Origin of the sequence: Kitasatospora sp. NPDC059571 (genome assembly GCF_042735675.1) — a bacterium.
Classification (GTDB): Bacteria; Actinomycetota; Actinomycetes; order Streptomycetales; family Streptomycetaceae; genus Kitasatospora.
The window spans coordinates 9,462-34,403 of the sequence record NZ_JBHWBW010000013.1 but is presented as its reverse complement, the minus strand read 5'-3'; the positions used below and the strand labels follow the sequence as shown (position 1 = coordinate 34,403).

The window sequence follows — 24,942 nt, the reverse complement described above, 5'->3', positions numbered from 1 at the left end:
CGTGAATTGACAGCAACCGCGGGCGGGCGGCGCGCCCCCGCGGACGCTTCCGAGCCGGGCGCGGGGGGCGGCCGCCGCCGCAGCCGTCAACGCCGCGACGCACCCGGTCCTCTGGTGGGTGCTCCGGTGCTACGCGGCCGGGCCCGCCGCAGCCTACTGGACGGCCTTCGCCCTTGCCGAGGCCCTGGTCTGCGCGGTCGAGGCGGTGCTGCTCGGCCTGCTGCTGCGCCCGCGCGTCCCGCTCGCGCTGCGCGCGGCCGCCTCGCTCACCGCCAACGCCGCCTCCCTGCTGGCGGGGCTCGTCCTGGGCGCGGTGGCGTCGGCGCGCTGACGGCGGCCCCGGGCCGGGGGCCGGTACGGCTCCGGGGGCAGGTGGCCGGTCCGGGCGGGCGGCCCGCGGGCTACCGTGTGAGCGGAGTCGACGAACCGACAGGCCGGGGGCCGCCGAATGATCGTGGTGGATGCGTCCGCGCTGGTGCTCGCACTGGCGGACGAGGGAGAGCGCGGGGCCGCGGCCCGGGCCGAACTGGCCCGCGACGGCCGGTGGGCCGCGCCCCAGCACATCCTGATCGAGGTGATGCAGTCGCTGCGCGGCCTCTACCTGGCCCGCGAACTCACCGCGGACCGGGTCGCCGAGATCGCCGCGGACCTGCCCGGGGTCGCGGTCGACCGGGTCGACATCACGCCGCTGCTCGGCCGGATCTGGGAGCTGAAGGACAACCTGACGCCCGACGACGCCGCGTACGTCGCGCTCGCGGAGCAGCTCGGCGCACCCCTGGTCACCGCCGACCTGCGGCTGATGCGGGCGAGCGGGCCCCGCTGCGAGATCCGCGGGATCCCGGGGGCCCGGCCGCGGAGCGCGCCGACGGCGCGGGAGGACCGCTCGTCCGGGTGACGCACCGGCACGCCGCCGTGCCCGCGGGCCGGCGGACGGCCACGGTGGTGCCGACCGTCCCGGCCGTTCCGGCCACCGATCGCCGTCCCCGCCGGCCCTGCGCCGTCGGGGAGCTCGGAGGAGCAGCGATGCCCGTCCCGTTCGCCGCCGCCCTGGTGCCGCTCGCCCTGCTGCCCGCACTGGCGCCACCGACCGTGGTGGACGCCGACTTCGACCGCGGCGGGGCGTTCGTCCTGCCGACCGCCGTGAGCTACGCCCCGGACCTGGTGCCGTACGGAGCGCACGTCCGGGTGATGGAGGAGCGGACGGCCTCGGGGACCGCCGTCACGGTGGTGCTGCGCGGTGCGGCCGCCGGTCTGCCACTGGCCGCGCACGTGCACACCGGCCGGTGCGGCGCCGACCCGGCCGTGGCCGGCCCGCACTACCAGGACCGGGTCGACCCCGTGCAGCCGTCGACCGATCCGGCCTACGCCAACGACCGCAACGAGGCCCGGCTGGCGCTGCGGACGGATGCCCGCGGGAGCGCCGCCGCCCGGACGGACCTGGCCTGGTCCTTCCGCCCGGGCGAGGCGCGCTCCCTCGTCCTGCACACTGCGGCCCCCGCCGGGACGCACGCCGCGGGCGAGCGGATCGCGTGCGTGAGCGTGGACTTCTGAGCCACCTCCGGCAGGCCCCCGGGGGCTCGGATCGGCCGGGTCAGGAGCCGAGCGTGGCGACCAGGACGGCCTTGATGGTGTGCAGCCGGTTCTCCGCCTGGTCGAAGACCACGGAGTGGGCCGACTCGAAGAGCTCGTCGGTGCACTCCAGCTCGGACATCCCGGTCTCCTCGTACATCTGGCGGCCGATCTCGGTGCCCAGGTCGTGGTACGCGGGGAGGCAGTGCAGGAACTTGGCGGCGGGGTTGCCGGTGGCCCGGACGGTGTCCATGGACACCTGGTACGGCTTCAGCAGGGCGATCCGATCCGCCCAGACCTCCTTCGGCTCCCCCATGGACACCCAGACGTCGGTGTAGAGGAAGTCGGCGCCGGCCACGCCGTCGGCGACCGACTCGGTCAGGGTGATCCGGGCGCCGGTGGTCTCGGCGAGCGCGTCGGCGGCCTTGCGGACGTCGTCGGCCGGCCACAGCTCGCGGGGGGCCACGATCCTGATGTCCATGCCGAGCAGCGCGCCGGTGACCAGCAGCGAGTTGCCCATGTTGTTGCGCGCGTCGCCGAGGTAGGCGAGTGCCACCTGCTCCAGCGGCTTGGCGCAGTGCTCCCGGATGGTCAGCACGTCGGCGAGCATCTGGGTGGGGTGCCACTCGTCGGTGAGGCCGTTCCAGACCGGGACGCCCGCGTGCGCCGCCAGCTCCTCCACGATCTCCTGGCCGTGGCCGCGGTACTCGATGCCGTCGAACATCCGGCCGAGGACCCGGGCCGAATCCTTGATCGACTCCTTGTGGCCGATCTGCGAACCGGCCGGATCCAGGTAGGTGGTGCTCGCGCCCTGGTCGTGGGCGGCCACCTCGAAGGCGCAGCGGGTGCGGGTGGAGGTCTTCTCGAAGATCAGGGCGATGTTCCGGCCGCGCAGCCGGGGCTGCTCGGTGCCCGCGTACTTGGCGGCCTTCAGCTGGGCGGCGAGGTCCACCAGGAAGCGGAACTCCTGGGGCGTGAAGTCGAGCTCCTTGAGGAAGTGCCGGTTCCGGAGGTTGAACGCCATGCCTGGCTCCTGGGTCATCGAATACGGAGAGAGGAATTGTATACGACGTTCGGAATTTCTATGCATAGTGTGGCCTGTGATCCCGGCGACGCGCCCCGAGGGGCCCGGCGGCGCGCCCGGGTGGGCGCCCCGCCGGACGGCAGGACTTCTCGGTGCCAGGTCCGGCCCTCCCGGAGCCCGGTCCGGCTCAGAGCCGGGGGTCCACCGGCTCCGACTCGAGGGCCAGGACGGCGAAGACCGGCTCGTGCACCCGCCAGAGCGGCTCGCCGGCCGCCAGCCGGTCCAGTGCCTCCAGGCCGAGCGCGTACTCGCGCAGGGCGAGCGAGCGCTTGTGGCCCAGGAAGCGCTGGCGCAGCTGGTCCAGGTACTCGGTGTAGTCCGGACCGTAGATGATCCGCAGGTACTCCCGGCCGCGGACCTTCACGCCCGGCTGGACCAGCCGGCCGCCGGCGTCGCGGACGAGCGAGGCCAGCGGCTTGACCACCATGCCCTCACCGCCGGCGGCGGTGAGCTCCTCCCACCACGCGATGCCGGCGGCGACCGACGCCTTGTCCGCGGTGTCCACGAGCAGGCGGCCCGTCCGCCGGAGGATCGGCGCGGCCGGGTCGTCCGCCGCGACCAGGCGGTCGATCCACTCCAGGTGGCGGTCGTGCGGGAGCACCGCCAGGTTGGCGCCCTCGGCGGCGAGCAGCTGGAACGGTGCCAGCCGGATGCCGTCGAGGCCCTCGGTGGGCCAGCAGTAGCGGCGGTACGCGGCGGTGAACGCCTCCGCGTCCGCGGCCCGCTGCCGCTGGCGTGCCGTCAGGTGGGCGACGTCCAGCCCGCGCCCGGCGGCGCGCTCCAGCGCCTCCAGCACGTCGGGCAGCGCCGCGCCCGCCGCGGCACCGACCGCCGCGTACTGACGGCGCAGCAGCTCGGCGGCCTTGAGGGACCACGGCATCAGCTCGGCGTCGAGCAGCAGCCAGTCGGTGTCCAGGTCGGCGAAGAGCCCGGCCCGCTCGGCGGCGGACCGCACCCGGTCGAGGACGGCCCCGGTCAGCTCGGCGTCGCCGAGGAAGGCCCGCCCGGTGCGCGTCCAGATCGCCCCCGGCCCGGCGATCCCGAACCGCTTCTCCAGCGCCACCTCGTCCCTGGCGACCAGCACGACGGCGCGCGAGCCCATGTGCTTCTCCTCGCAGACCACCTGCTGCACCCCGTCGTGGCGGTACGCGAAGAAGGCCTCCTCCGGGTGCTCCAGGTAGCCGTCCCGGCGGGAGGTCGCGGACGGCGCCATGGTCGGCGGCAGGTAGGCGAGCAGGCGCGGGTCGAGCGCGAACCGGCTCATCACCTCCAGGGCCGCGGCCGCGTTCTCCTCGCGGACGGAGATCCGGCCGTGGTGCGCCGTCTCCACGATCCGCCGGCCCGCGACGTCACCGAGATCCAGCGGACGGCCCTCGCGGCCGCCCGGCGCATCGGTGTGCAGCGGCCGGACGGGCGCGTACCACTCCTGCTCGGCCGGGACGGAGACCAGCTCGCGCTCGGGGTAGCGCAGCGCGGTCAGGCTGCCGCCGAAGACGCAGCCGGTGTCCAGGCAGATGGTGTTGTTGACGAAGCTCGCGGTGGGCGTGGGCGTGTGGCCGTACACCACCAGCGCCTTGCCGCGGTACTCCTCGGCCCACGGGTAGCGGACCGGCAGGCCGTACTCGTCGGTCTCGCCGGTGGTGTCGCCGTAGAGCGCGTGCGACCGTACCCGGCCGGAGTTGCGGCCGTGGTACTTCTCCGGCAGGCCGGCGTGGCAGACCACCAGCGCACCGCCGTCGAGCAGGTAGTGGCTGACCAGACCCCGCATGAACGCGCGGACCTCGGCACGGAACTCCTCCGACTCGCCGGCCAGCTGGTCGATGGACTCCCGGAGGCCGTGCGAGACGGTGACCTTGCGGCCGTCCATGTGGCGGCCCAGCTTGTTCTCGTGGTTGCCCGGGACACAGATCGCGTGGCCGGCCGCGACCATCCCCATGACCAGGCGCAGCACACCGGGGGTGTCCGGGCCGCGGTCGACGAGGTCGCCGACGAAGACCGCGGTGCGGCCCTCGGGGTGCACCGCGTCGACGGCCCGGCCCGCGTCGTCGCGGGCGACGGTGTAGCCGAGGCGGGCGAGCAGGGTCTCCAGCTCGGAGCGGCAGCCGTGGATGTCGCCGACGATGTCGAACGGGCCGGTCAGGTGGCGCAGGTCGTTGAAGCGCTTCTCCGGCACGACCTCGGCCGCGGCGATCTCCGCCTCGCCGCGCAGGATGTGCACCTTGCGGAAGCCCTCGCGCTCCAGCCCCCGCAGCGAGCGGCGCAGCTCGCGCTGCTGACGCGGGATCACGTGGTCCGGCAGCTGGCGGTCGGGGCGGTGCCGGTTGCGCTCGGCGCAGACCGAGGCGGGCACGTCGAGGACGATCGCGATCGGCAGCACGTCGTGGTCGCGGGCTATCTGCACCAGCTGCCGGCGGGACTCGGGCTGGACATTGGTCGCGTCGACGACGGTGAGCCGTCCGGCCGCCAGCCGCTTGCCGACGATGTAGTGGAGGACGTCGAAGGCGTCGGCGGAGGCCGACTGGTCGTTCTCGTCGTCGGCGACGACGCCGCGGCAGAAGTCCGAGGACACCACCTGCGTCGGCAGGAAGTGCTCGCGGGCGAAGGTCGACTTGCCGGAGCCGCTGGTGCCGATCAGGACGACGAGCGACACGTCGGTGACGGGCAGCCGGCGGACGGGCGGCGCGGCCTGGGCCGCTGCTGCGTCCGGGGTGCCGGCGGACGGTCCGTCGGCGGGACGGCCGCCGGTGGGCTGGACGTCGGAGGTCATCGGGTCACGCTCCCTTCAGGGGCATTGTCGGTCGTGGCGAGGCGGAACAGCGCGAGCTGGGTCGGCGCGGGCCCCCCCCCCGGCGGGGGGGCCCCCCCCCCCAGCGGTGCCGGGCCCGCGCCGGGGTCAGCGCAGCCCGGCGAAGAGGTCGTTCTCGGGCACGGCCGCGCCGGTGGTGTCGTGGACCCGGACGAAGGTCTCCACGCCCATCAGCTCGGTGAACCGCTCCTTGCCCATCTTCAGGAAGAAGATGTTCTCGCCCTGGCTGGCGTGCGCGGCCAGCGCGTCGAACTTCTGGCCGCCGAACTCGGTGGTGTCCACCCAGGTGCTGATCTCCTCGTCGGGGAGGCCGATCTCGGCGATGGCGGCGGCCTCCGCCTCGTCCGGCTCCTCCCAGTCCGAGCCGAACTCGCGCATGACCTCGCCGAACCGCTGCATCTGCGAGCGCGGCGCCGTGGTCCAGTACACCTTCGGCGCCATCCCGGTCAGCTCCAGCGCCGCCATCGTGATGCGGTTCGCCTGGATGTGGTCGGGGTGGCCGTAGAAGCCGTTCTCGTCGTAGGTCACGACCACGTCGGGCCGGTACTGCCGCAGGAGTTCGGCGAGGCGGGCGGCGCCCTCGGGCACCGGCGTCCGCCAGAACGACCCGGGGGCGTCGTTGGCCGCCCAGCCCATCATCCCGGAGTCGGCGTACTCCAGCAGCTCCAGGTGACCGATCTTCAGGACCTCGCAGCTCGACTCGAGCTCCTGACGGCGCATCGCGGCGACGGCCGACGGGTCGTGACCGGGCTCGCCCGGCTTGACGCCACCTGGGCCGTCGCCGCAGCCGCCGTCGGTACAGGTGACGAGGACGGTGCGGATGCCCTCGGCGGCGTACCGCGCCAGGACGCCACCGGTCCCGGTGGCCTCGTCGTCGGGGTGGGCGTGTACGGCCATCAGCGTCAAGGGCCGGTCAACCATGAAAACCATCCTCCGGTCTGAGAGTGCTCGCTCCGAGTCTGCGGTACGCAGGCGGACGATCGCCTCCATTTTCGGGGTGGCCGGGCACGCAGCGGAGGGCCGGGGGGCCGGAGAGCAGCCCGGGGCGGCGCGGACCGGCCGGCGGACCGGGCCGTTCACGGCACCATGACCACCAGTACCGGCCCGGTGGCGAAGGTCATCGCACTGCCGTCGGGGAGGGTGAAGGACGTCCCCGCGGCGGGATCGGGCCGGCTCCAGTGGGCCTGCCACACCCGGCCGTCGCGCAGCACCTCGGCCCGCCCGGAGCCGGTGCTCCGGGTGAACACCTCGTTGTCGGGGTGCCCGGCGTTGAAGTCGGTGAACAGGCCGGGGACGATGCTGACGTGCTGGACGACGACGGTTGCGGTGCCGGACCAGGCCGGGTGGCCGTCCTCAAAGACGTCGTAGCCGCTGCCGTTGTAGCGGACGCCGATGGACGCGGCGGGCAGGTGCCAGGTCATGGCGCGGAGCGCGGTGCCGCCGCCCGGAGCGGCGCCGAACACGAAGCCGGGGGAGCGGGCGGGCACGGACGGGAACCGGGCGAGGATCTGGTGCGGGTCGATGAAGGTGGGGTCCACGGCGCCCCCGGTGAACGCGCCGGGATCGGTCACCGGGGTCACGTTCTGCAGATCGGCCCGGGCGAGCAGCGGCAGGAGCCCGCTGATGGCGCCGCTGTAGGCGAAGTCGAGGTGCCCGTACTGCTGGAGGAGCGGGATGTCGGTCTGCCGGGCGGAGCGCACCGGACCGATGAGGGCGGGCAGGTGGTTCGCGTCGTACACGGCGAGGTACCGGGACAGGCCGCCCTCGACCTGGATCCAGTACACGATGTCGGCCTGGGCGAGCCCGCGCTGGATCGACTGGACCCGCGCGCCCACGTTGTCGATCTTCACGGCCAGGGTGTTGCCCGCGGTGCCGACGTTGTCGAGCGGGCTCGGGGACGCGGGCAGACCGGGCGCGGGTGTGCCGGGCGCCGTCGGTGCGGACGGCCCGGACGGTGCGGGCGATCCGGACGGAGCGGGCGGTTTCGGCGCACCGGTGCTGCACCCCTGGACCGCGACGAGGGCAATTCCGGCCGCGGCGGCCACGAGCGGTGGTCCGAACCGTGCGCCCGGGCGTCGGCCCGGGTGCCGGGCCCCGGGTGCGCGGGCGGTGCTGCGGATGTCCACCGGAGCTCCCTTCCCGACCGGCAGGCGCAGTCGTGATCGGCAGCCGGCGCGAACCGACGTCTGCACCAGAATGTGCCCATTTGGCCGCAGAGTACGCCCGACCGGATCATGATCGTTCCCCCGGGTGGTGAAGCGCCGGCCGCGGCTCTCGGTGACGAGCCCAACTCTTCTGTGAATGAAGGGATTTAACAGCATCTTAAGGGCCGCTCATCGCTGCGTTCGGCCCCTTGACCGCCTGGTACCTCCTCTTCGATGTTCGTTCCGGGCATCGGCCCGATCCATCAGAGATCCCGCCCGGGAGGCACCAGGTGCACAGACGCAAACCGAAACGCGCCGTGGCCGCAGTCGTCGCCGCCGCGCTTGCCGCGCTCGGCCTGGTGGCGATGAACAGTGCCGCAAGTGCCGGTGTGACGAACGTGCTGACCGACCCGGGCTTCGAGAGCGGGAGCCTGACCGGATGGACCTGCGACCCGGGCACCGCCGCCGTGGTCGGCTCACCCGTCCACTCGGGTTCGCACGCCCTGGCCGGGACGGCGACCGGGTCCGTCACCGCCCGCTGCGCCCGCACGGTCGCCGTGCAGCCCAATGCGACCTACACCCTGTCGGCCTACGTCAGGGGCGCCTACGTCTACCTCGGGGTGGACGGCTCCAGCTCGACCTGGACGCCGTCCGCGACGGACTGGCAGCAGCTGTCCACCTCGTTCACGACGGGCGCCGCGACCACCTCGGTCACGCTCTACCTGCACGGCTGGTACGGGCAGGGCGCGTACTACGCCGACGACCTCGTGCTGACCGGCCCCGGTGGACCGAGCCCCACCCCGACGCCGACCGCCACGCCCACCGCCAGTGCCACCGCCACGGCAACCCCGACGCCGACACCCACCCCGACACCCACCCCGACGCCGACGCCGACGCCGACCGGCACCGGTGGCGCAGGGGCGCCGTGGCATCCCTCCTACCTGTCCGTCGGCACGGTCTACACCCCGGGCAGCACCGTCGACGCGTTCTTCGGCACGCTCAAGTCGCACGGCAGACTGCCGGACTACGGGTACGAGTACCTGATCGGCGGCGACTTCTCGAACTGGGCCGCGACCACCACGACCATGGTCACGCACGCGCGGCAGCTCGGGATGACCCCCGTCCTGGTCGACTACGGCATGAACGGGAACGTCGACGGCTCCGGTGTCGACTTCACCAACATGCAGAGCAGCAGCTGGCTGTCGACGTACTTCCAGTCGCTGAAGAACGCGGCGAAGGCGGCGGACGCCGCCGCTCCCGGAAAGCCGGTCGGCTGGGTGATCGAACCCGACATGCTCGGCTACCTGCAGCAGAACTACGCCGCGACCTACGGCAACGACGCCGCCCGGATGCCGGCCGCCACCAGTGCCGCCTACTCCTCCGGGGTACTCGCCACCGGGACGGACCCGGCCTTCGGCAACAACCTCAGGGGACTGGTCGAGGCGATCGGCTACACCATCAAGAAGTACGACCCGGCGGCCTTCGTCGGCTGGCAGGTCAACACCTGGGCGGTACGCGACGCGCTGAAGGACACGGACACCCAGGGCTGGACCGCCGGGCGCCAGTCGGTCACGAACGTGGCGTCGCAGGTCGCGAACTTCGTGAAGACCGCCGACATCGGCTACCGCGCCGACTTCGTGGCCTTCGACCAGTGGGGCCAGGACTTCGGCATCCTGCGCGACCCGAACCCGGCGGGCGACATCCGCTACCTCAACGCGGCCCACTGGAGCAACTACCTGCTGTACGTGCAGACGATCCGTCAGTCGGTCGGCCTGCCGGCCGTACTCTGGCAGATCCCGGTCGGCCACCTCAACTCGACCCTCACGTCCAGCCCGACCTACTGGAACGCGTCCGGGAAGTTCCCCGACCTCGACAACGTGACCGCCGAGCAGAACGAGGACTCGGCGTCCACCTTCTTCTTCGGCGACTCGTTCACGGCCGGCGGCAACAACCTGTCCTTCTACGGCAGCAACCCCGGTTCCGATCCGAACGTCTCGGTGAAGGGCAGCACCGTCACCTGGGGCTCGCACATGCCGGCGGCGGCCGCGGCCGGTGTCGTGGCGATCCTCTTCGGGGCAGGTACCGGAACCGGCACCTACGGCGTGCCGGAGATGGTCGGCAGCAACCAGACCGGCCCCGGCGACTTCGGCTACTGGGCCACCCGTACGCAGTCCTACCTCGCCGACCCGGCCCGGTTGCCCTGACGGCCGCCCGCTCCCCGCACCGCTTGAGGCCGACCTCCGGGCCGACCCCGATTGCCCGCATGCAGCTGACCGCATATGCGATGCTGCATGCGGGCAATACCCAGCAGATGCGACGGGGAGGGCGCCATGCGGTGGGAGGCGGGAGGATCCGGGGGCCCGGAGGAGAGACGGCTCCTCCGCATGGTCGAGCAGCCCCGGGACGGCTGGACCGGCCTGCTCGCCGGCGGTCCGCTCGCCGCGCTCCGGTATCTGGACGACTGCTCGGCCGACGCTCTCGCGCGAGCCTCGGAGAGCTACCCCTTCCGCAGCGAACTCGCCCGACTCTGCCGGGATCTGGCGGACCGTGCCCACCGTTGCGGTGATCGGGACGCGCTCTCGGAGCTGCACGGCTGCCTCGAGCTGGTCTACCGGCGGGACTTCTCCCCGGTCGCCGTCACCGACATCGCGCACGAGCGGCAGCCGATCCTGCGGGACGTGGCGGCACTCCTGGAGCAGGCCGTGCTCGACCAGGAGTGCTCCCGGATACCCGAGGAGGCCCTCGCCGATCTTCCGTTGTCCGGCGGCGAGTTCATCCGCCGGCTCAAGGCCGCGGTCGGAATGCACCCGGCGGCCTGGCACCCGCTCTACCACGAGCACCTCGCGGAACGCGGCGGCCGGGAGGACCTGCGGCTGCTCCTCGCACAGGGGGCCGACCCGGACCCGCGCCTCGGCGACCTCCTCACCGCGGTGCAACTCGGCCGCACCGGAGGGGAGAAGTCGGAGATCACCTGCCACGTCCGGGACGAACCGGGCCGTGGTGATCCCGCCCCGGGGGCGGTCGGCGCGGACCTGGGCGCCGGCCGACGCCCGACCCTGCTGGAGGCCGGGGTCTCCCGCAACCTGTCGGCCTGCCTGGCCCTGTCGCGGCGTCACTACTACAAGGCGGTCGGCTACTTCACGGTCACCGCGTACCTGGCGCCGAGGCGGGCCCGCTGCGTGGCCGAGTGCCGGCGCCGCAACGGCCTCGACACGGCCGGCGCCGCCGTCCACGACGGCCGGCCCACCGGTGCGGACGCGGGCCGTGCCGTGGGGTGGTTCAAGAACGTGGTAGGTCCGCTGGTGGACGCCGATCCGCGTGCCGGCCGCGAGATCGCGACCGGCGCGATGATCCGGCTCAACACCTCCGCGGACTGCCTGGACGCGCTCCTGGACCGGATGCCGGCCGGGCCGGCCGGCGGGGCGTCAGGGCATCGCGCGGACGAGGACGAGTGAGCCGTCCAGGTGCGGCTGCTGCCGCAGTTCGCCGTGGCGCTCGTCCCACGCGCCGGAGGCGAGCGCGCTCCGCGACTGCCGGCGTACTGCTCCCGAAGGTCCGCTTCGACGAAGCTCCTCGCCGAACGGGCCAGGCGGGGCGCCCGGTTCGAGGCGGCGTTCGTGGCGGCCGCAGGACGCCTCCGACCTCCGGCGCGCCGCCGAGGCCGCCGCCGGCGACCCGGTCGGGCAGCGGGCGGTCGAGACCGTCCTCGGCGGACTCGGGGCTGCCACCCTCACGGCCGTGGCGGCCCTGACCGCCCCCGGGGTCCGGCCGCGCCCGCGTGAGTACCGGTGACCCGGGAGCCGCCCCACCGGTACGGGCCGCGGCGATGGCTCAGGCCCCGCCGAGACCGGCCTCCTCCAGGTCGAGATCGCGCTGCAGCTGACGGCGGGTGGTGTCGCTGATCCGGTGGTCGTCGTAGAGGCGGCGCAGTTCGGCGCCCTGGACGGCGATGACCTCACGGCGCACCTCCCGGTAGGCGTGGAGGGCGGCGCGACCGGACGTCGTGGTGTCGTCGGGCTCGTCGACCTGGCGCAGGCGAGCCTCCAGGCCCCGCCGGACCCGTTCGATCACGTGGTCGGGCACGGTGTCGAGGTCGGTCAGCCGGTCGAGGTGGACCAGCCCGGCGCGTGCGATGCCGTCCCGGGCGTCCTCCACCTCCCGGGTGGTGTGCTCGGGTTCGAGGGCGAGCCCGGAGCGGCCCACCAGCGGCGCCAGGCTGAGGCCCTGGACGACCAGGGTGAGGACCACCACGGCGGTGGTGAGCACGAGCACCAGCGGGCGGCCGGGCAGCGGCGCGCCGCTCTCGGCGGCGAGCGGGATGGACAGGGCGGCCGCCAGCGGCATCACACCGCGGGTCCCGGCCCAGGTGATCACGCTCGCCACGCGCCAGGACGGCCTGCCGCTGCTCGGACGCAGTGCCGCGGACAGCGGGAGCATCCACAGCACGCGCAGCGCGATCAGCACGCCCGCCAGCGCGAGGGCCTGCAGCGGCCAGAGGCCGCTGCCGGCCGGGAGCTCCCGGACCAGCGTCGGCAGTTCGAGACCGATGATGCTGAAGACCACGCTCTCCAGCAGGAAGACCACCACCGCGTAGACGGCGTGCAGCTGCAGCCGGATCCGGGCGTCGCTGAGCCGATGGCCGGAGCGCCCGAGCAGCACACCGGCGACGACGACGGCGGTGACGCCGGAGGTGTGCGCGGACTCGGCGAGCACATAGGCGCCGTACGGGGTGACCAGGGCGATGACGGTCTCCAGGACCGGGTCGGCGGTGCGGCGCCGGATCAGCGCGACGGCACCCGCCACGGCCGCGCCGATGGCGCTGCCGCCGCCGGCGAGCAGCAGGAACTGCCCGCCTGCCGACTGCCAGCTCGCCGCGCCGGAGGCCACCGCGACGGTCACCGCCACCCGGAAGAGGACCAGCGAGGTCGCGTCGTTGAACAGGCTCTCGGCCTGCACCAGCACCTGCACCCGCCCCGGCAGGGCGAGCCGCCGCCCGAGCGCGGTCACCGCCACCGGGTCGGTGCTCGCCAGGACGGCGCCCAGCACGAACGCCATCGACACGGGCAGCGGGGTGAGCGCGGCGGCCAGTGCGCCGACCGCGGCGGCGGACGCCAGGACCAGGCCGAAGGCCAGCACGGTGACCGGGCGCCAGACCGTCCGCAGGTCGCGCAGCGACAGCTCCTCGGCGGAGGCGCACAGCAGCGGGGGCAGCACGACCAGGCCGATGGTCTCCGGGGCGATGTGCAGCGCCGGTGCCCCGGGTATCAGGGCGACCGCGAGACCGGCCAGCACCAGCAGCGACGGCGCGGGCACCCGCCAGCGGCGGGCCCCGGTGGCCACCGCCGTCGCCAGCACCACGAGAAGGAGAACGGTGCCCACCGCGCGCATTCGCCGAAACCCCGGTTCCACTCTCGGGGGCGCTGCCGCGGATCTGCCGCAGTCCATCCCCCGGCCGACCAGGCTTCCCGGCACACCGGGGGCCCATTTTATCAACGCCTTGGCGCCCCCGGTCCCCGGGCCTTTCGGCGGGCGGGGTCAGAACCTGTCCGGGTACTTCACGGTGAGGATCAGGTAGCCCACCAGGGCTGCGGCGGTCAGCGGGCCGACGGCGTGCACCCACACCACGGCTCTCCCTCCTCGGCAGGGGCCGGCCACGGGGCCGCGGGCAGGTGTACCCGGAGGCCGCGGAGAACCGGTAGGCGCAGGCCGCGGGCACGGCGAGGAGGTTGCCGGCCCGCACATCGGCGAGCAGGCGGGCGCCGCGCACCACTACGTCCCCGGCCTCGCAGTGGCGGCTGACCTCGTCCACCTCCCGCAGGGCGGCGGTGGCGGACCGGCCCGCGGCCGGCCGGGAGGGCCTCGGAGAAGGGGCGGCGTAAGGAACGTGTAGGGATCGCCCCCGCCGGCGTCAGGAAGTCGTCAAGGCCGGTCCCACCTGCCCGTCCGCGAGGTTTCCCTGGGTCCGACGGCGAAGCGGACGAGGAACGGACAGGACGGGCATGGACGAGGGCTACCGCGGCGAACCGCGGACACGGCGGGTCATCGTCGGCCTCGGCGGATCCCTCGGCACCCTGGCGGCCCTCCACCGGGCCGTGGACGAGGCCCGCCGCACCGGCGCCGAGGTGCCGGCCCCCCTCGCCCGGCACCCGCAGGGCGGCGAGCACGTCTGCCACCGCGCACCCTGCCCGTCGCTGCTCACCGTCCGGGAGGAGTCCGCCGGCGCCCGTCTGCGCAAGGCCGTGGACGAGGCCTTCGGCGGTGCACCCGCCGGTGTGCCACTGCGCGCGCGGACCGTCCGCGGCGACGCCGGCCTCGCCCCGGTGCGGGCGGCCGACCGGCCGGACGACGTCCTCGTGGTCGGTGCCGGCAGCGGCGACCGGCTCCGCCGCGGACTGCGGCCCTCCATGACGGCGCACTGCGTGAAGCACGCCGCCTGCCCGGTCCCCGCGGTGCCGAAGCCCGCGCTCCAGCGGGAACCGGAGTCCTTCCACCGCCGCACCGCGCGGCACCCGCGGGCCACCCCGGCGGCGATCCACTGACGAGGAGTACCGGGACCATGGCCTTCTACCACGCCCGCCCCGGCCGGCGCTCCTTCCGGCCGGTGGTGGCCCGCCTCCCCGTCGGGGCGTCGGGGGCGCTCGCCCTGGCCGCCTTCGCCGTCCTCGTCCCGGCCCTGGCCGCGGTCGGCGAGCGGCACGCCACCGCCTTCGCGCTGGGTGCCTTCGCCGTACTCAGCGCCGTGCTCGGCGCGGCCTCCCGCCCCCTGGCGGCGCCGCTGGTCGGCGGCGCCGGCTGGCTGTTCTTCAACGGTTTCGTCGTCCACCGCTATGCCGAACTGGCCTGGGGCGGCACCGGCACCGAGTGCGCCCGGCTCGGCCTGTTCGCCGCCGCCGCCCTCGCCCTGTCGCTGCCGTCCGCGCTGCCGCGCCGGCGGATCCGCGTGCAGATCCTGCCCGTGCCCGAGCCCGCCCGCGGCGGCCGACGGGACTGACGGGGCTGACAGGGCCGACGGGCGGGCCGCAGCGAGCACAAGGGCCGGGTCCCCGCCGCCCCGGGCGGATCAGCCCCCGTCGGCGGCGCGCGGCAGGCGGGCGGCGATGGCGTCGAGCAGCAGCTCCAGGGCGAACGGGTAGCCGCTGCGCCGCATGTCGGCCGCGAGCAGACGGGAGGTGGCCGCGATGTTGGGGTGGGTGCTCGCGTCCAGCCGCCCGTAGCTCGACTGCCAGACCAGCTCGTCGGCGGCCCGGGCCGGGGCGGGCAGCGCGAGGGCGGCCGCGTCGAGTGCGGCGAAGCCGAGGCTCTGGTCCACGAACGCGTGGTAGATCCGGACGGCCTCGCCGTCCGGGAAGCCCGCCGAGCGCAGCACGCCCAGGATCGCCTCGACGGCGGCGGTCTCGTGCGCCCGCCCGGTGCTCCGGTGGGCCGCCAGCAGTGCCGCCTGGGGGTGCGCCTGGTACGAGGCGTGGACGCGCAGCCCGATCTCCCGCAGGTCGGCCCGCCAGTCGCCGGAGGGCCGCCAGCCCTGCTGGGCGCGTCCGACCAGCTCGTCGGTGATCGCGAGCAGCAGGTCGTCGGTGTTGCGGAAGTAGCGGTAGATCGAGCTCGGATCGGAGCCGAGGGCGGCGCCCAGCCTGCGCACCGTGAGCGCCTCCGCGCCGTGCTGCCCCACCAGCCGCAGGGCCGTCTCGACGATCAGCCGCTCGGAGAGCACGGTGCCCTGCCTGGTCGGACGTCTGCGCCGCCGCTGCGGCTCGGGTACCACTCGCTCGGCCATGCCCGGCACCTTATGACAACGGCATTGACGTGTGAAGTGCGCGAGGGATTACATGACGGGCACCCCGGCCCCTCGGCCGGAACGGTGCCCCACCCCCATGTCCCCCCACGATGACGGCGGTGTCCCCTTGGCCATGACAGTCCACGACACGGGCAGAAGCCCGGGAACGGAGACCGGGACCGGCCGGGCCGGGATGCGCAGGTCGCTCGGAGTCGGCGGTGCCGTGGTGATTGCGGCATCCAGCGCCGCAGCCACGACCAGCATCGGCATCGGCCTCGGGCTGCTGGCCGGCATCGTCGGCCTGCACCTGCCGGCGATCATGCTGTTGGCCTTCCTCCCGGTGCTCGGCATCGCCGGCGCCTACGGCCGCCTCAACCGCGTCGAGCCCGACGCCGGCAGCAGCTACAGCTGGGTCGGCCGGGCCCTCAACCCCTGGCTGGGCTTCCTCACCGGCTGGGTCAACATCGTCGGCACGGTCGTCTTCATGGCCTACACCACGACGGTGACCGGCTCGGCGGTGATCCAGCTGCTCGGCGCGGGCGGCATCCACCGCGCCGCGGGCCTGGCCCTCGACCCCGACTCCACCCTGCAGGCGACCCTCATCGGGCTGACGGTCCTGATCGCCGCGGCGCTGGTCGCCGTGCGGGGGCTCGACCTCGCCGCCAGGCTCCAGAAGTACCTGCTGGTCTTCGAGTACCTGGTCCTGATCGGCTTCTGCGGGTACGGCCTGATCGCCGGCGACCAGCCCTTCTCCCTCGACTGGTTCAACCCGTTCGCCATCCCCTCGCTGCACGCCCTCGCCCAGGGCATGGTGCTCGCGGTGTTCTGCTACTGGGGGTTCGAGTCGGTCTTCAGCGTCGGCGAGGAGGTCCGCGACCCGCGCGACGCCTCCCGGGGCGGCTTCATCGCCCTCACCGTGATGATGCTGCTCTTCGTCTTCGCCGGCACGGCCTTCCAGCGTGTGCTCCCGCTCGCCGACCTGGCCGACAACGGCGCGCAGGGCCTGACCTACTTCGGTGCCAGGCTGGCCCACCAGCCCCTCGCGGCGCTGCCGTTGATCGCTCTGACGTTCTCGGCGGCGGCCTCGCTGCAGGCCTCCGTCATCCCCACCGCACGCGGCACCTACGCGATGGGCCGCGACGGCACCCTCGGCCCCTTCTGGACCAGGATCCACCCCCGCCACCTCACCCCGGCCGCCGGAACCCTGGCGATCACCGGCGTCGCCGTCCTGCTCGCCCTGCTGTCGCTCGCCATCCCGACCGTCGGTTCGCTGATCTCGGCGGCCGTCAACGCCATCGGCATCGTCGTCGCCCTCTACTACGCCCTCACCGCCGCCGCGGCCGCCGTGCGCTTCCGCGGCCTGCTGCGCACCGCGCCCGGCGAGGCGCTGCGCGTCGTCGTCGCGCCGATGCTGGGCGCGCTCGTCCTGCTCGCCGTCGGCGGGTACCTCGCCTGGTCCTTCTACGCCTCCGCCGACCATTTCGAACTCTCCGCCGACAACGGCTGGTTCGAGCTGTCCGTCCCGGTGCTGATGATCGGCTCCGGCCTGCTGGCCGGCGCCTGGGCCCGGTGGCGGCGGCGCTCCCCGTACTTCCTCCCGGCCTGCGGTCCCGACACCGGGTCCGCCGCGGACACCGACGGCTGACCGTCCGCGCGCACGCCCTCCACCGACCGCCCTCCCTCCCTGGAGCACCACCCATGACCAAGGCCGACCTGGTCTTCACCCACGGCCCCGTCCACACCAACGACTCCGCCCGCACCCGGGCGGGCGGCCTCGCCGTCACGGGCGAGCGGATCACGGCCGTCGGCCACGACGACGTGCGGGAGTTGATCGGCCCGAACACCGAGGTGGTCGACCTCAGCGGCAAGCTGCTGCTCCCCGGCTTCCAGGACGCGCACATCCACGCGGTCTTCGGCGGCCTGGAGCTCGCCGAGTGCGACCTCACCGGGACCGTCGGCGTCGACGAATACCTGAAGCGCATCCGGGAGTTCGCGCAGGCCCACCCCGAGCGCGAGTGGATCACCGGCAGCGGCTGGTCGATGGAGAGCTTCGCGGGCGGGCTCCCGAGCCGGGAGCTGCTCGACGGGGTGATCGCCGACCGGCCGGTCTACCTCACCAACCGCGACCACCACGGCGCCTGGGTCAACACCCGGGCCCTGGAGCTCGCCGGTGTCACCCGGCACACCCCCGATCCCGCGGACGGCCGGATCGAGCGGGAGGCCGACGGCACGCCGAGCGGCGTCCTCCAGGAGGGGGCCGCCGGCCTGGTCGCCCGGCTGGTGCCCGCCCGCACCGCGGCCGACCGTCTGGCCGGCCTGCTGCGCGCCCAGGAACTGCTGCACTCCCTGGGCATCACCGGCTGGCAGGACGCGCTGCTCGGGGAGTTCCACGGCCAGGCCGACCCCTCCGACGCCTACCTGACCGCCGCGCGCGACGGCAGCCTGACCGCGCGCGTCACCGGGGCGCTCTGGTGGGACCGCGAGCAGGGTGCGGAGCAGATCCCCGGGCTCGTCGCCCGACGGAAGGAGCTGTCGGACGGACGGTTCCGGGCGGGCTCGGTCAAGATCATGCAGGACGGCATCGCGGAGAACTTCACCGCCGCGATGTCCAGCCCCTACCTGGACGGCTGCGGCTGTGCGACCGCCAACTCCGGTCTCAGCTTCGTCGATCCGGCCGCCCTGCGGTCCCACGTCACCGAGCTGGACGCGCTCGACTTCCAGGTGCACTTCCACGCGCTCGGCGACCGCGCGGTGCGCGAGGCGCTGGATGCCGTCGCGGCGGCCCGCGCCGCCAACGGGCACCGCGGCACCAGGCACCACCTGGCCCACCTCCAGGTCGTCCACCCCGACGACATCGCGCGCTTCGCCCGGGTCGGGGCGGTCGCCAACATCCAGCCGCTCTGGGCCGCCCACGAACCCCAGATGGACGAGCTGACCATCCCCTTCCTCGGACCCGAACGCGCCTCCTGGCAGTACCCGTTCGGCTCGCTGCTGCGGGCCGGCGCCACCCTCGCCGCCGGCAGCGACTGGCCGGTCAGCAGCCCCGACCCGCTCGCCGGGATCCACGTCGCGGTCAACCGGACCGAACCCGGCGCCACCCACGGCCGGGTCTTCCTGCCCGAGCAGCGCCTGGACCTCGCCACCGCGGTCGCCGCCTACACGGCCGGCTCCGCGCACGTCAACGGCGTGGACGACGCCGGGGTGCTCGCCGTCGGCCGCCTCGCCGACCTGGTGGTCCTCGACCGCGACCTCTTCACCGCCCCGGCCGCGGAGATCGCCGAGGCGCGGGTCCTGGAGACGTACGTGGGCGGCACCCGGGTGTACGCGGCGGGCTGACCCACGGCGCCCGGCGCCGCGCGGCCGCCACGGATCACCCCGCCGGACGGTCCGCCGGTGCGTCGGCCGCCGCGCTGCCGGACGCCGGGCGCACCGAGGACCGCCTGATCTCCAGCTTCGTCGGCACCAGCGCTCCCGTCGGCTCCCGGCTGCCGCTGCCGAGCGCCGCCATGAGCAGTTCGACGCCCTTCTCGGCGATCAGGGCGGGCCGGAGGCTCAGGGTGGTGACGGGCGGGTCGGCGTGGACTGCGGAGCCGTCCTCGCTGACGCACACCACCAGCAGGTCGGCGGGGACGGCGCGCCCGTGGCGGCGGGCCGCGTCCAGGACCAGCGGCGGATTGGCCTCGGCGACGACGAAGAGCGCGTCCGGCCGTTCGCTGCCGCCGAGTGCCTGCTCGACGGCCTCGACGGCCGGGCCGTTGCCGGGCCGGGCGCAGAGCGAGATCCGCGCAGCGGCGCCGTGCTCGGCGCACCAGCGCTCGTACGTCTCCAGCACCGCCGCGTTGAAGCGGGTGGTCGGGCCGGGGGTCACCATCGCGATGCGGCGGGCGCCCTGGGCGTGCAGGTGGTCCAGCACCTCCCGGACGGCGCCGTCGGCGTCCACGTCCACCCAGTGCGCGCCGGGCCGGCCCTCCACCGAGCGGTCGGTGAACAGCGGGATGCCGGCGGCGAGGAAGTCCTCGACGAGCGGGTCCCCGGTGACCGGGTCCGCCACGATCGCGGCGTCGAGCGGGAGGTCGGCCCACTCGTTCGGCGACGTGGTCGCCGGCAGCAGCACCAGGGCGTAGCCGCGGGCGAGTGCCGCGGTGGCGGTGGCGCTGGTCAGCTGGGCGAGGTACGGAGACTCCATGTACGCCCAGTTCGCGTCGGCGTACTCGCCGACGGCGTAGCCGATCAGCCGCGCGTGTCCGGCCCGCAGCAGCCGGGCCGTGGCGTTGGGCCGGTAGCCGAGGCGGCGGGCGGCCTCCCGGGCGCGCTCGCGCACCTCGGGCGAGAGCCGGCCGGTGCCGTTGAGCGCGGCCGAGACGGTGGTCTTGGACAGGCCCGCCTCGCGGGCCACGTCGACCAGGCGGACCCGGGGCACGGCGGCCGGGCCGCCGCCTCGCGATGTTTCGGTCATGTGCTGAGCTTGCCAGCTCCCGGGGCCCGCCGTCACCCGTCCGTGACCTTTGAAAAATCGTTCCCGCAGGCCCTTGTGCGGGAACGTTCCCGCATCAATACTCGCCTGCAACCCCCAGACCCCAACGACCCTCCGAAAGGGGTGGGTTCCCCCTTGCGCGTCCCCAGATCCACCACACTGCTCGCCGCCGGCGCAGCCCTCGTCCTCGCCACCGCCGCCGGCTGCTCCGGGGCCACCCGGCCCGCCGCCGGGTCCGCCGACCGGGGCGCGGGGCCGACCACCCCGACCGCACCCGCCGCCAAGGGCCCGATCCCGTCCTTCACCTGGTCGCTGTACGCCGAGCCCCAGTCCCTCGACTACGCGCAGGCCTACGACTACCCGCCGAACACCGTCCTCGCCAACGTCTGTGAGCAGCTGTTCCGGGTCACGCCGGACATGCGGATCGAGCCCGGCCTCGCGCTGAGGTCGGCCGCCCCCGACCCGCTGACCCGGGTCTACACGCTGCGCCCCGGGGTGCGGTTCCACGACGGCTCGACCATGACGGCGGACGACGTGGTCGCCTCCCTCCGGCGCCACCTCGACCCCGCCACCGGCTCGGCCTGGGGCAGCGCCTTCAAGAACGTCGCCGCGGTCAGCAGGACCGGCCCGCTGGAGGTCACCCTCAGGCTCACCAAGCCCGACGTGCTGCTCGACGAACTGCTCGCCGCCTCGCCCGGCACCGTCGAGAGCGCCGCCTTCCTGGCCAGGGCCGGCAAGGACTACGGCAGCCCGAAGGGCGGCGTCGACTGCACCGGCCCCTACGCGGTGGACAGTTGGGCGCAGGGCGACAGCATCACCCTCAGGAAGAGCCCCGGCTACTGGGACGCCGCGCTCACCCCCAAGGCCAACACCGTCCGGTTCACCTTCATCCAGGACGCCGCCGCCCGTACCAACGCCTGGCTCTCCGGCGCCGCCGACGGCGGCTACCTGCTGCCGTCCAGTGCGCTCGCCCAGCTCAAGTCCTCCTCCCGGGGCACGGTCTACTACGGCCCCAACACGGCTGCCGCCGACCTCGCCGTGGTCGACCTCAAGCACACCCTCGGTGACCTGAAGGTCCGCCGGGCGCTGTCCATGGCGCTCGACCGGCCCAGCATCATCAAGGCCGCCGCCGGAGGCGTGGGCATCCCCGCCAAGGCCCCTGCCGCGCAGGGCGCCTGGGGCCTCGTCCCGGACCGCACCGCCGGCTACTACGCCGCCCTCCCCGCTCCGGTGTACGACGTCGGCGCCGCCAGGAAGCTCGTCCGGGAGGCGGGCGCCACCGGCAAGAAGGTGGTCGTGGCGACGAGTTCGCTCGCACCCGAGATCAGCGTCGTGGCCAACGCCGTGCAGGCGGCCGGCCGGCAGATCGGCCTCGACGTCCAGCTGCAGCCGGTCGCCCCCGACGCGTACACGGCGCTGTTCACCGATCCCGCCGCCCGCGCCGGCATCGACCTCGTGATCACCAACGGGTACGACAACACCCCGGACCCACTGGAGTTCTACCAGTCCCTGCACACCGGCGACTTCAGCAACTACGGCGGCTACTCCAACCCCGAGTACGACGCGCTCTTCGACCGGGCGACCGCCGCCGCGGACCCGGCCGCCCGCGCCGACCTCACCGCCGAACTCCAGAAGATCGCCGTACGCGACCTCCCCGCCATCCCGCTGTACGAGCAGCCGTACACCACCTTCCTCGGCAGCAGGATCACCGGCGCCCCCACCGGCATCGCCCAGTTGTACTACCCGTGGGCCGCGACGATCGGCGCCGCGCACTGATGGCCCGCTACCTCACCGGCCGGCTCCTCGGGCTGGCGGCGGTGCTGCTGGCGACCTCCTTCGTGGTCTTCAGCGCCGTGCACCTCGCCCCCGGGGACCCGGTGTCCTTCCTGCTGAGGGGCCACCCGGCCACGCCCGCGGCCAGGGCCGCGATCCGCGCCCAGTACCACCTCGACGACCCGTTCCTCACCCAGTACCTGAGGTGGCTGGGCAACGTGCTGCACGGCGACCTCGGCCGCTCGGTGCAGTTCCGCCAGGACGTCGGCGCGCTGATCGGCTCCCGCCTGCCGGGCACCGCACTGCTCGTCGGGTACGCGGCCGTCCTGGTCTGCACCGGCGGTGTCCTGGCCGGCATCCTCGCCGCCCTGCGCCCCGGCGCGGTCGACCGTTCGGTGCTGGTCGGCACCGGTGTGGCCACCGCGACCCCGCCGTTCGTCAGCGCGATCGCCCTGGTCTCGCTCTTCTCCGTGCAACTCGGCTGGTTCCCCGGGCCGGGCTCCAACGGGACCGGCCTCGCCGACCGGCTCTACCACCTCACCCTGCCCGCGGTCGCCCTCGCCGTCACCCTCGCCGGCCTGCTGGCCAGGGTCACCCGCTCGGCGATGCGCGACGAACTCGGGCGCGAGCACGTGGAGACGGCCCGCTCGCGGGGCATCCCGGAGGGCGCGGTCATCCGCCGGCACGTGCTGCGCAACGCGCTCGGACCGATCGTCACCGTCGGCGGCACCATGCTCGCCGGCCTCCTGGTGAGCACCTCCATCGTCGAGACCGCCTTCAACGTCACCGGCGTCGGCTCGCTGCTGGTGCAGTCCGTCACCGTCAAGGACTTCCCGGTGGTGCAGGCGGTCACCCTGCTCACGGTCGCCGCGTTCGTCGTCGTCAACCTGGCCGTGGACCTCCTCGGGCCGCTCGTCGACCCCCGGCTGTCCCTCTCCCGGCGAGGAGCCCCATGACCACCGCCACCCTCCACGGACCGCTCCGCCGACCGGGCCTGCGCCGGCTGCGGATCCTCGGTCACGGGCCGCTGTTCACCGCCTCCGTCGTGCTGCTCGCCGCGCTGGTCGCGGTCGCCGCGCTCGCGCCGCTGCTGGCGCCGCACGACCCCGAGGCGCTCGACCTGTCGTCCGCCCTGGCCGGCAGCAGTGCCGACCACCTGCTCGGCACCGACCAGTCGGGACGCGACGTCCTCTCCCGGCTGCTGTACGGCGCCCGCACCGGCCTGCTCGGACCGCTCCTGGTGGTCGGACTCTCCACCCTGGCCGGCATCCTGCTCGGCACGGTGGCCGGCTGGCGCGGCGGCTGGGCCGACGCCCTGCTGTCGCGCGCACTCGACCTGGTGTTCTCCTTCCCCGGCCTGCTGCTGGCCGTCCTGCTGGTGGCGGTCACCGGCCCCGGCACCACCGCACCCGTCCTCGCCATGGCCGTCGCCTACACCCCGTACGTGGGACGGCTGGTGCGCGGACTCGCCCGGCAGGAGAAGGCCCGTCCCTACATCGAGGCCTACCGGGTGCAGGGCCGGTCGGGCGCGAGCGTCTGCGCCCGCCACCTGCTGCCCAACATTGCGCCCACCGTGCTCGCCCAGTCGGCGATCAACTTCGGCTACGCGCTGATGGATCTGGCCGCGCTGTCCTTCCTCGGCCTCGGCGTCCAGCCGCCCGCCGCCGACTGGGGAGCGATGATCAACGACGGCGAGTCCGCGCTCCAGCAGGGCGCCATGCTGCCCGCGCTCGCACCCTGCGTCTGCATCGTGCTCGCCGTCGTGGCCTTCGGCACCGTCGGCGAGGGCATCGCCGACCGGCTCGCGAAGCGGGAGCGATGACATGGCCGACCAGTCAACCCTGTTGGAGATCGACCGGCTCGGCATCCGGCTGCCGGACGGGCAGGCCGCCCGCCCGATCCTGGACGGCGTCTCGCTGCGCGTCGCGGCCGGCGAGACCGTCGGCCTGGTCGGGGAGTCCGGCTCCGGCAAGTCCGTCGCCTGCCGAAGCATCCTCGGCCTGCTGCCCGGCAGGGCGCGCACCGAGGGTGAGGTCCGGGTGGCCGGCCGCGACGTCCTCACCCTGGACCGGGCGGGCCTGCGGGAGTTGCGGGCCCGCAAGGTCGCCATGGTCTTCCAGGACCCGCGCGCCTGCGTCAACCCGCTGCGGCGGATCGGCGACTTCCTCACCGAGGCCCTCCGCGCGGCCGGTACCCCGGCGGCCGCCGCCACCGCCCGCGCCGTCCGACTCCTGGACGCCGTCGGCATCGCGGACCCGCACGCCGCGCTGCGCCGCCATCCGCACCAGTTCTCCGGCGGCATGCTGCAACGCGTCGTCATCGCGGCGGCGCTGGCCGGCGAGCCCGACCTGCTGGTCGCCGACGAGCCGACCACCGCGCTCGACGCCACCACCCAGGCCGAGGTCATCGCGATCCTCACCCGCCTCCAGGCCGAACGCGGCACCGGCCTGCTCTTCGTCACCCACGACCTGGAACTGGCCTCGGCGATCTGCGACCGCATCTACGTGATGTACGCCGGCCGGATCGTCGAGACCCGCAGTACCGAGGAGCTGTTCACCGCCCCCCGCCACCCGTACACCGCCGCGCTGCTGGACTGCACACCCCGCACCGACCCCGGCGCGCCGGCGCCCCGGCCCGTCCCCGGACGCCCGGTCTCGCTCGCCGAGGCCCCGCCCGGCTGCGCCTTCGCCGCCCGCTGCGGGTACGCGCAGGAGCGCTGCACGGCCGAGACACCGGTCCTCCGACCGTACGGCGACGGCGTGGCCGCCTGCCTGCGCGCAGACGAAGGGATCCTGCCGTGACCGACCCGACCGGACTGGTGGTGGCGGGCCTGCACAAGCGGTTCGGCGAACGGACGGTGGTGGACGGCGTGTCGTTCACCCTGCCGCCCGGTGGCTCGCTCGGCATCGTCGGCGAGTCCGGCTGCGGCAAGACCACCACCGCCCGCATGCTGGCCGGGCTGGAGCGACCCGACGCCGGCACCGTCCACCTGGACGGCACGGACCGCTCCGCGCGCCCGCGCGGCTGCGCCGAGCGGCTCGCCCGCGCCCGCGGGATCCAGATGGTCTTCCAGGACCCCTACCTCTCGCTCGACCCCCGGATCACCGTCCGCGGCTGCCTGGAGGAGGTACTGCGCCTGCACTTCCGGCACGGCCGCGACGCCCGGCGGCGGCGGGTCGCCGAACTCCTCGACCAGGTCGGCCTGGGCGAGCGCGAGGCCGCCGCGCTGCCGCGCCGGCTATCCGGCGGGCCGCCCCAACAGGGGGCCGGCGGCCCGGGGCGGGGGGCCGAGGCGAAGGGAGAGGTGTCGGGCCAGTC

Annotated in this window: 22 protein-coding genes; 14 read left to right on the top strand and 8 right to left on the bottom strand. The window is 74.4% G+C overall.

Annotated features, from left to right (window positions below):
- The first annotated feature begins 118 nt into the window (after positions 1-118).
- From ACFV0G_RS03690 to ACFV0G_RS03680, 3 genes are all read left to right on the top strand, one after another.
- Positions 119-331 (top strand): hypothetical protein, encoded by a 213-nt coding sequence (locus ACFV0G_RS03690; RefSeq protein ID WP_380540999.1) that lies wholly within the window; start codon positions 119-121, stop codon positions 329-331.
- A 117-nt stretch (positions 332-448) separates the two neighbouring features.
- Entirely contained in the window at positions 449-895 is a 447-nt protein-coding gene (locus ACFV0G_RS03685) for a type II toxin-antitoxin system VapC family toxin (protein ID WP_380540997.1), read from the top strand.
- A gap of 128 nt (positions 896-1,023) precedes the next feature.
- A complete protein-coding gene (locus tag ACFV0G_RS03680) occupies positions 1,024-1,551 on the top strand; it encodes a superoxide dismutase family protein (RefSeq protein ID WP_380540994.1) in 528 nt (175 codons plus the stop codon).
- 40 nt (positions 1,552-1,591) lie between these two features.
- On the opposite strand, the gene argF is transcribed toward ACFV0G_RS03680, so the two are convergent.
- The 4 genes from argF to ACFV0G_RS03660 form a co-directional block, all read right to left on the bottom strand.
- Complete coding sequence (gene argF, locus ACFV0G_RS03675) at positions 1,592-2,593, bottom strand: ornithine carbamoyltransferase (RefSeq protein ID WP_380540991.1); 1,002 nt, start codon at positions 2,591-2,593, stop codon at positions 1,592-1,594.
- A gap of 187 nt (positions 2,594-2,780) precedes the next feature.
- Complete coding sequence (locus tag ACFV0G_RS03670; RefSeq protein ID WP_380540986.1) at positions 2,781-5,420, bottom strand: polynucleotide kinase-phosphatase; 2,640 nt, start codon at positions 5,418-5,420, stop codon at positions 2,781-2,783.
- 126 nt (positions 5,421-5,546) lie between these two features.
- Entirely contained in the window at positions 5,547-6,380 is an 834-nt protein-coding gene (locus ACFV0G_RS03665; RefSeq protein WP_380540983.1) for a PIG-L family deacetylase, read from the bottom strand.
- Between the two features lie 155 nt (positions 6,381-6,535).
- On the bottom strand, positions 6,536-7,309 hold the full coding sequence (locus tag ACFV0G_RS03660) for a DUF3048 domain-containing protein (protein ID WP_380540980.1): 774 nt from the start codon (positions 7,307-7,309) through the stop codon (positions 6,536-6,538).
- A gap of 611 nt (positions 7,310-7,920) precedes the next feature.
- Here ACFV0G_RS03660 and ACFV0G_RS03655 point away from each other — a divergent pair.
- Both ACFV0G_RS03655 and ACFV0G_RS03650 read left to right on the top strand, forming a co-directional pair.
- Entirely contained in the window at positions 7,921-9,807 is a 1,887-nt protein-coding gene (locus ACFV0G_RS03655) for a carbohydrate binding domain-containing protein (RefSeq protein WP_380540977.1), read from the top strand.
- Between the two features lie 180 nt (positions 9,808-9,987).
- Positions 9,988-11,058 (top strand): iron-containing redox enzyme family protein, encoded by a 1,071-nt coding sequence (locus ACFV0G_RS03650; protein ID WP_380540974.1) that lies wholly within the window; start codon positions 9,988-9,990, stop codon positions 11,056-11,058.
- A 376-nt stretch (positions 11,059-11,434) separates the two neighbouring features.
- Here the strand turns inward: ACFV0G_RS03650 and ACFV0G_RS03645 are convergent, their stop codons facing one another.
- Together ACFV0G_RS03645 and ACFV0G_RS03640 are read right to left on the bottom strand one after the other, a co-directional pair.
- Positions 11,435-12,991, bottom strand: coding sequence for a Na+/H+ antiporter (locus tag ACFV0G_RS03645; RefSeq protein WP_380540971.1), 1,557 nt, complete (start codon positions 12,989-12,991; stop codon positions 11,435-11,437).
- 147 nt (positions 12,992-13,138) lie between these two features.
- The gene (locus ACFV0G_RS03640) at positions 13,139-13,228 is read right to left on the bottom strand and encodes a K(+)-transporting ATPase subunit F (RefSeq protein ID WP_380540968.1); all 90 of its coding nucleotides are present in this window, start codon (positions 13,226-13,228) and stop codon (positions 13,139-13,141) included.
- Between the two features lie 374 nt (positions 13,229-13,602).
- Between ACFV0G_RS03640 and ACFV0G_RS03635 the strand changes: the two genes are divergently transcribed.
- Together ACFV0G_RS03635 and ACFV0G_RS03630 are read left to right on the top strand one after the other, a co-directional pair.
- The gene (locus ACFV0G_RS03635; protein WP_380540965.1) at positions 13,603-14,142 is read left to right on the top strand and encodes a universal stress protein; all 540 of its coding nucleotides are present in this window, start codon (positions 13,603-13,605) and stop codon (positions 14,140-14,142) included.
- Positions 14,143-14,159: 17 nt separating this feature from the next.
- Positions 14,160-14,594 (top strand): hypothetical protein, encoded by a 435-nt coding sequence (locus ACFV0G_RS03630; RefSeq protein WP_380540962.1) that lies wholly within the window; start codon positions 14,160-14,162, stop codon positions 14,592-14,594.
- Positions 14,595-14,663: 69 nt separating this feature from the next.
- Here ACFV0G_RS03630 and ACFV0G_RS03625 read toward each other — a convergent pair whose 3' ends face one another.
- On the bottom strand, positions 14,664-15,377 hold the full coding sequence (locus ACFV0G_RS03625) for a TetR/AcrR family transcriptional regulator (protein WP_380540959.1): 714 nt from the start codon (positions 15,375-15,377) through the stop codon (positions 14,664-14,666).
- Between the two features lie 133 nt (positions 15,378-15,510).
- Between ACFV0G_RS03625 and ACFV0G_RS03620 the strand changes: the two genes are divergently transcribed.
- Together ACFV0G_RS03620 and ACFV0G_RS03615 are read left to right on the top strand one after the other, a co-directional pair.
- On the top strand, positions 15,511-17,022 hold the full coding sequence (locus tag ACFV0G_RS03620; RefSeq protein ID WP_380540956.1) for an APC family permease: 1,512 nt from the start codon (positions 15,511-15,513) through the stop codon (positions 17,020-17,022).
- Between the two features lie 53 nt (positions 17,023-17,075).
- Positions 17,076-18,713, top strand: a complete 1,638-nt coding sequence (locus ACFV0G_RS03615; RefSeq protein ID WP_380540953.1) for an amidohydrolase — start codon at positions 17,076-17,078, stop codon at positions 18,711-18,713.
- Positions 18,714-18,747: 34 nt separating this feature from the next.
- Here the strand turns inward: ACFV0G_RS03615 and ACFV0G_RS03610 are convergent, their stop codons facing one another.
- Positions 18,748-19,833, bottom strand: coding sequence for a LacI family DNA-binding transcriptional regulator (locus tag ACFV0G_RS03610; RefSeq protein ID WP_380540950.1), 1,086 nt, complete (start codon positions 19,831-19,833; stop codon positions 18,748-18,750).
- A 153-nt stretch (positions 19,834-19,986) separates the two neighbouring features.
- Here ACFV0G_RS03610 and ACFV0G_RS03605 point away from each other — a divergent pair, with 153 nt between their 5' ends.
- The 5 genes from ACFV0G_RS03605 to ACFV0G_RS03585 all read left to right on the top strand — a co-directional run.
- Positions 19,987-21,627, top strand: a complete 1,641-nt coding sequence (locus ACFV0G_RS03605; protein WP_380540947.1) for an ABC transporter substrate-binding protein — start codon at positions 19,987-19,989, stop codon at positions 21,625-21,627.
- Positions 21,627-22,580, top strand: a complete 954-nt coding sequence (locus ACFV0G_RS03600; protein WP_380541014.1) for an ABC transporter permease — start codon at positions 21,627-21,629, stop codon at positions 22,578-22,580. The genes ACFV0G_RS03605 and ACFV0G_RS03600 overlap by 1 nt, the downstream gene beginning before the upstream one ends.
- A complete protein-coding gene (locus tag ACFV0G_RS03595) occupies positions 22,577-23,446 on the top strand; it encodes an ABC transporter permease (RefSeq protein WP_380540944.1) in 870 nt (289 codons plus the stop codon). Before ACFV0G_RS03600 ends, ACFV0G_RS03595 begins: the two co-directional genes overlap by 4 nt.
- Before the next feature lies 1 nt (position 23,447).
- A complete protein-coding gene (locus tag ACFV0G_RS03590; protein ID WP_380540941.1) occupies positions 23,448-24,425 on the top strand; it encodes an ABC transporter ATP-binding protein in 978 nt (325 codons plus the stop codon).
- The coding region (locus tag ACFV0G_RS03585; RefSeq protein ID WP_380540938.1) for an ATP-binding cassette domain-containing protein at positions 24,422-24,942 on the top strand (521 nt) is incomplete at its 3' end. The genes ACFV0G_RS03590 and ACFV0G_RS03585, both read left to right, overlap by 4 nt.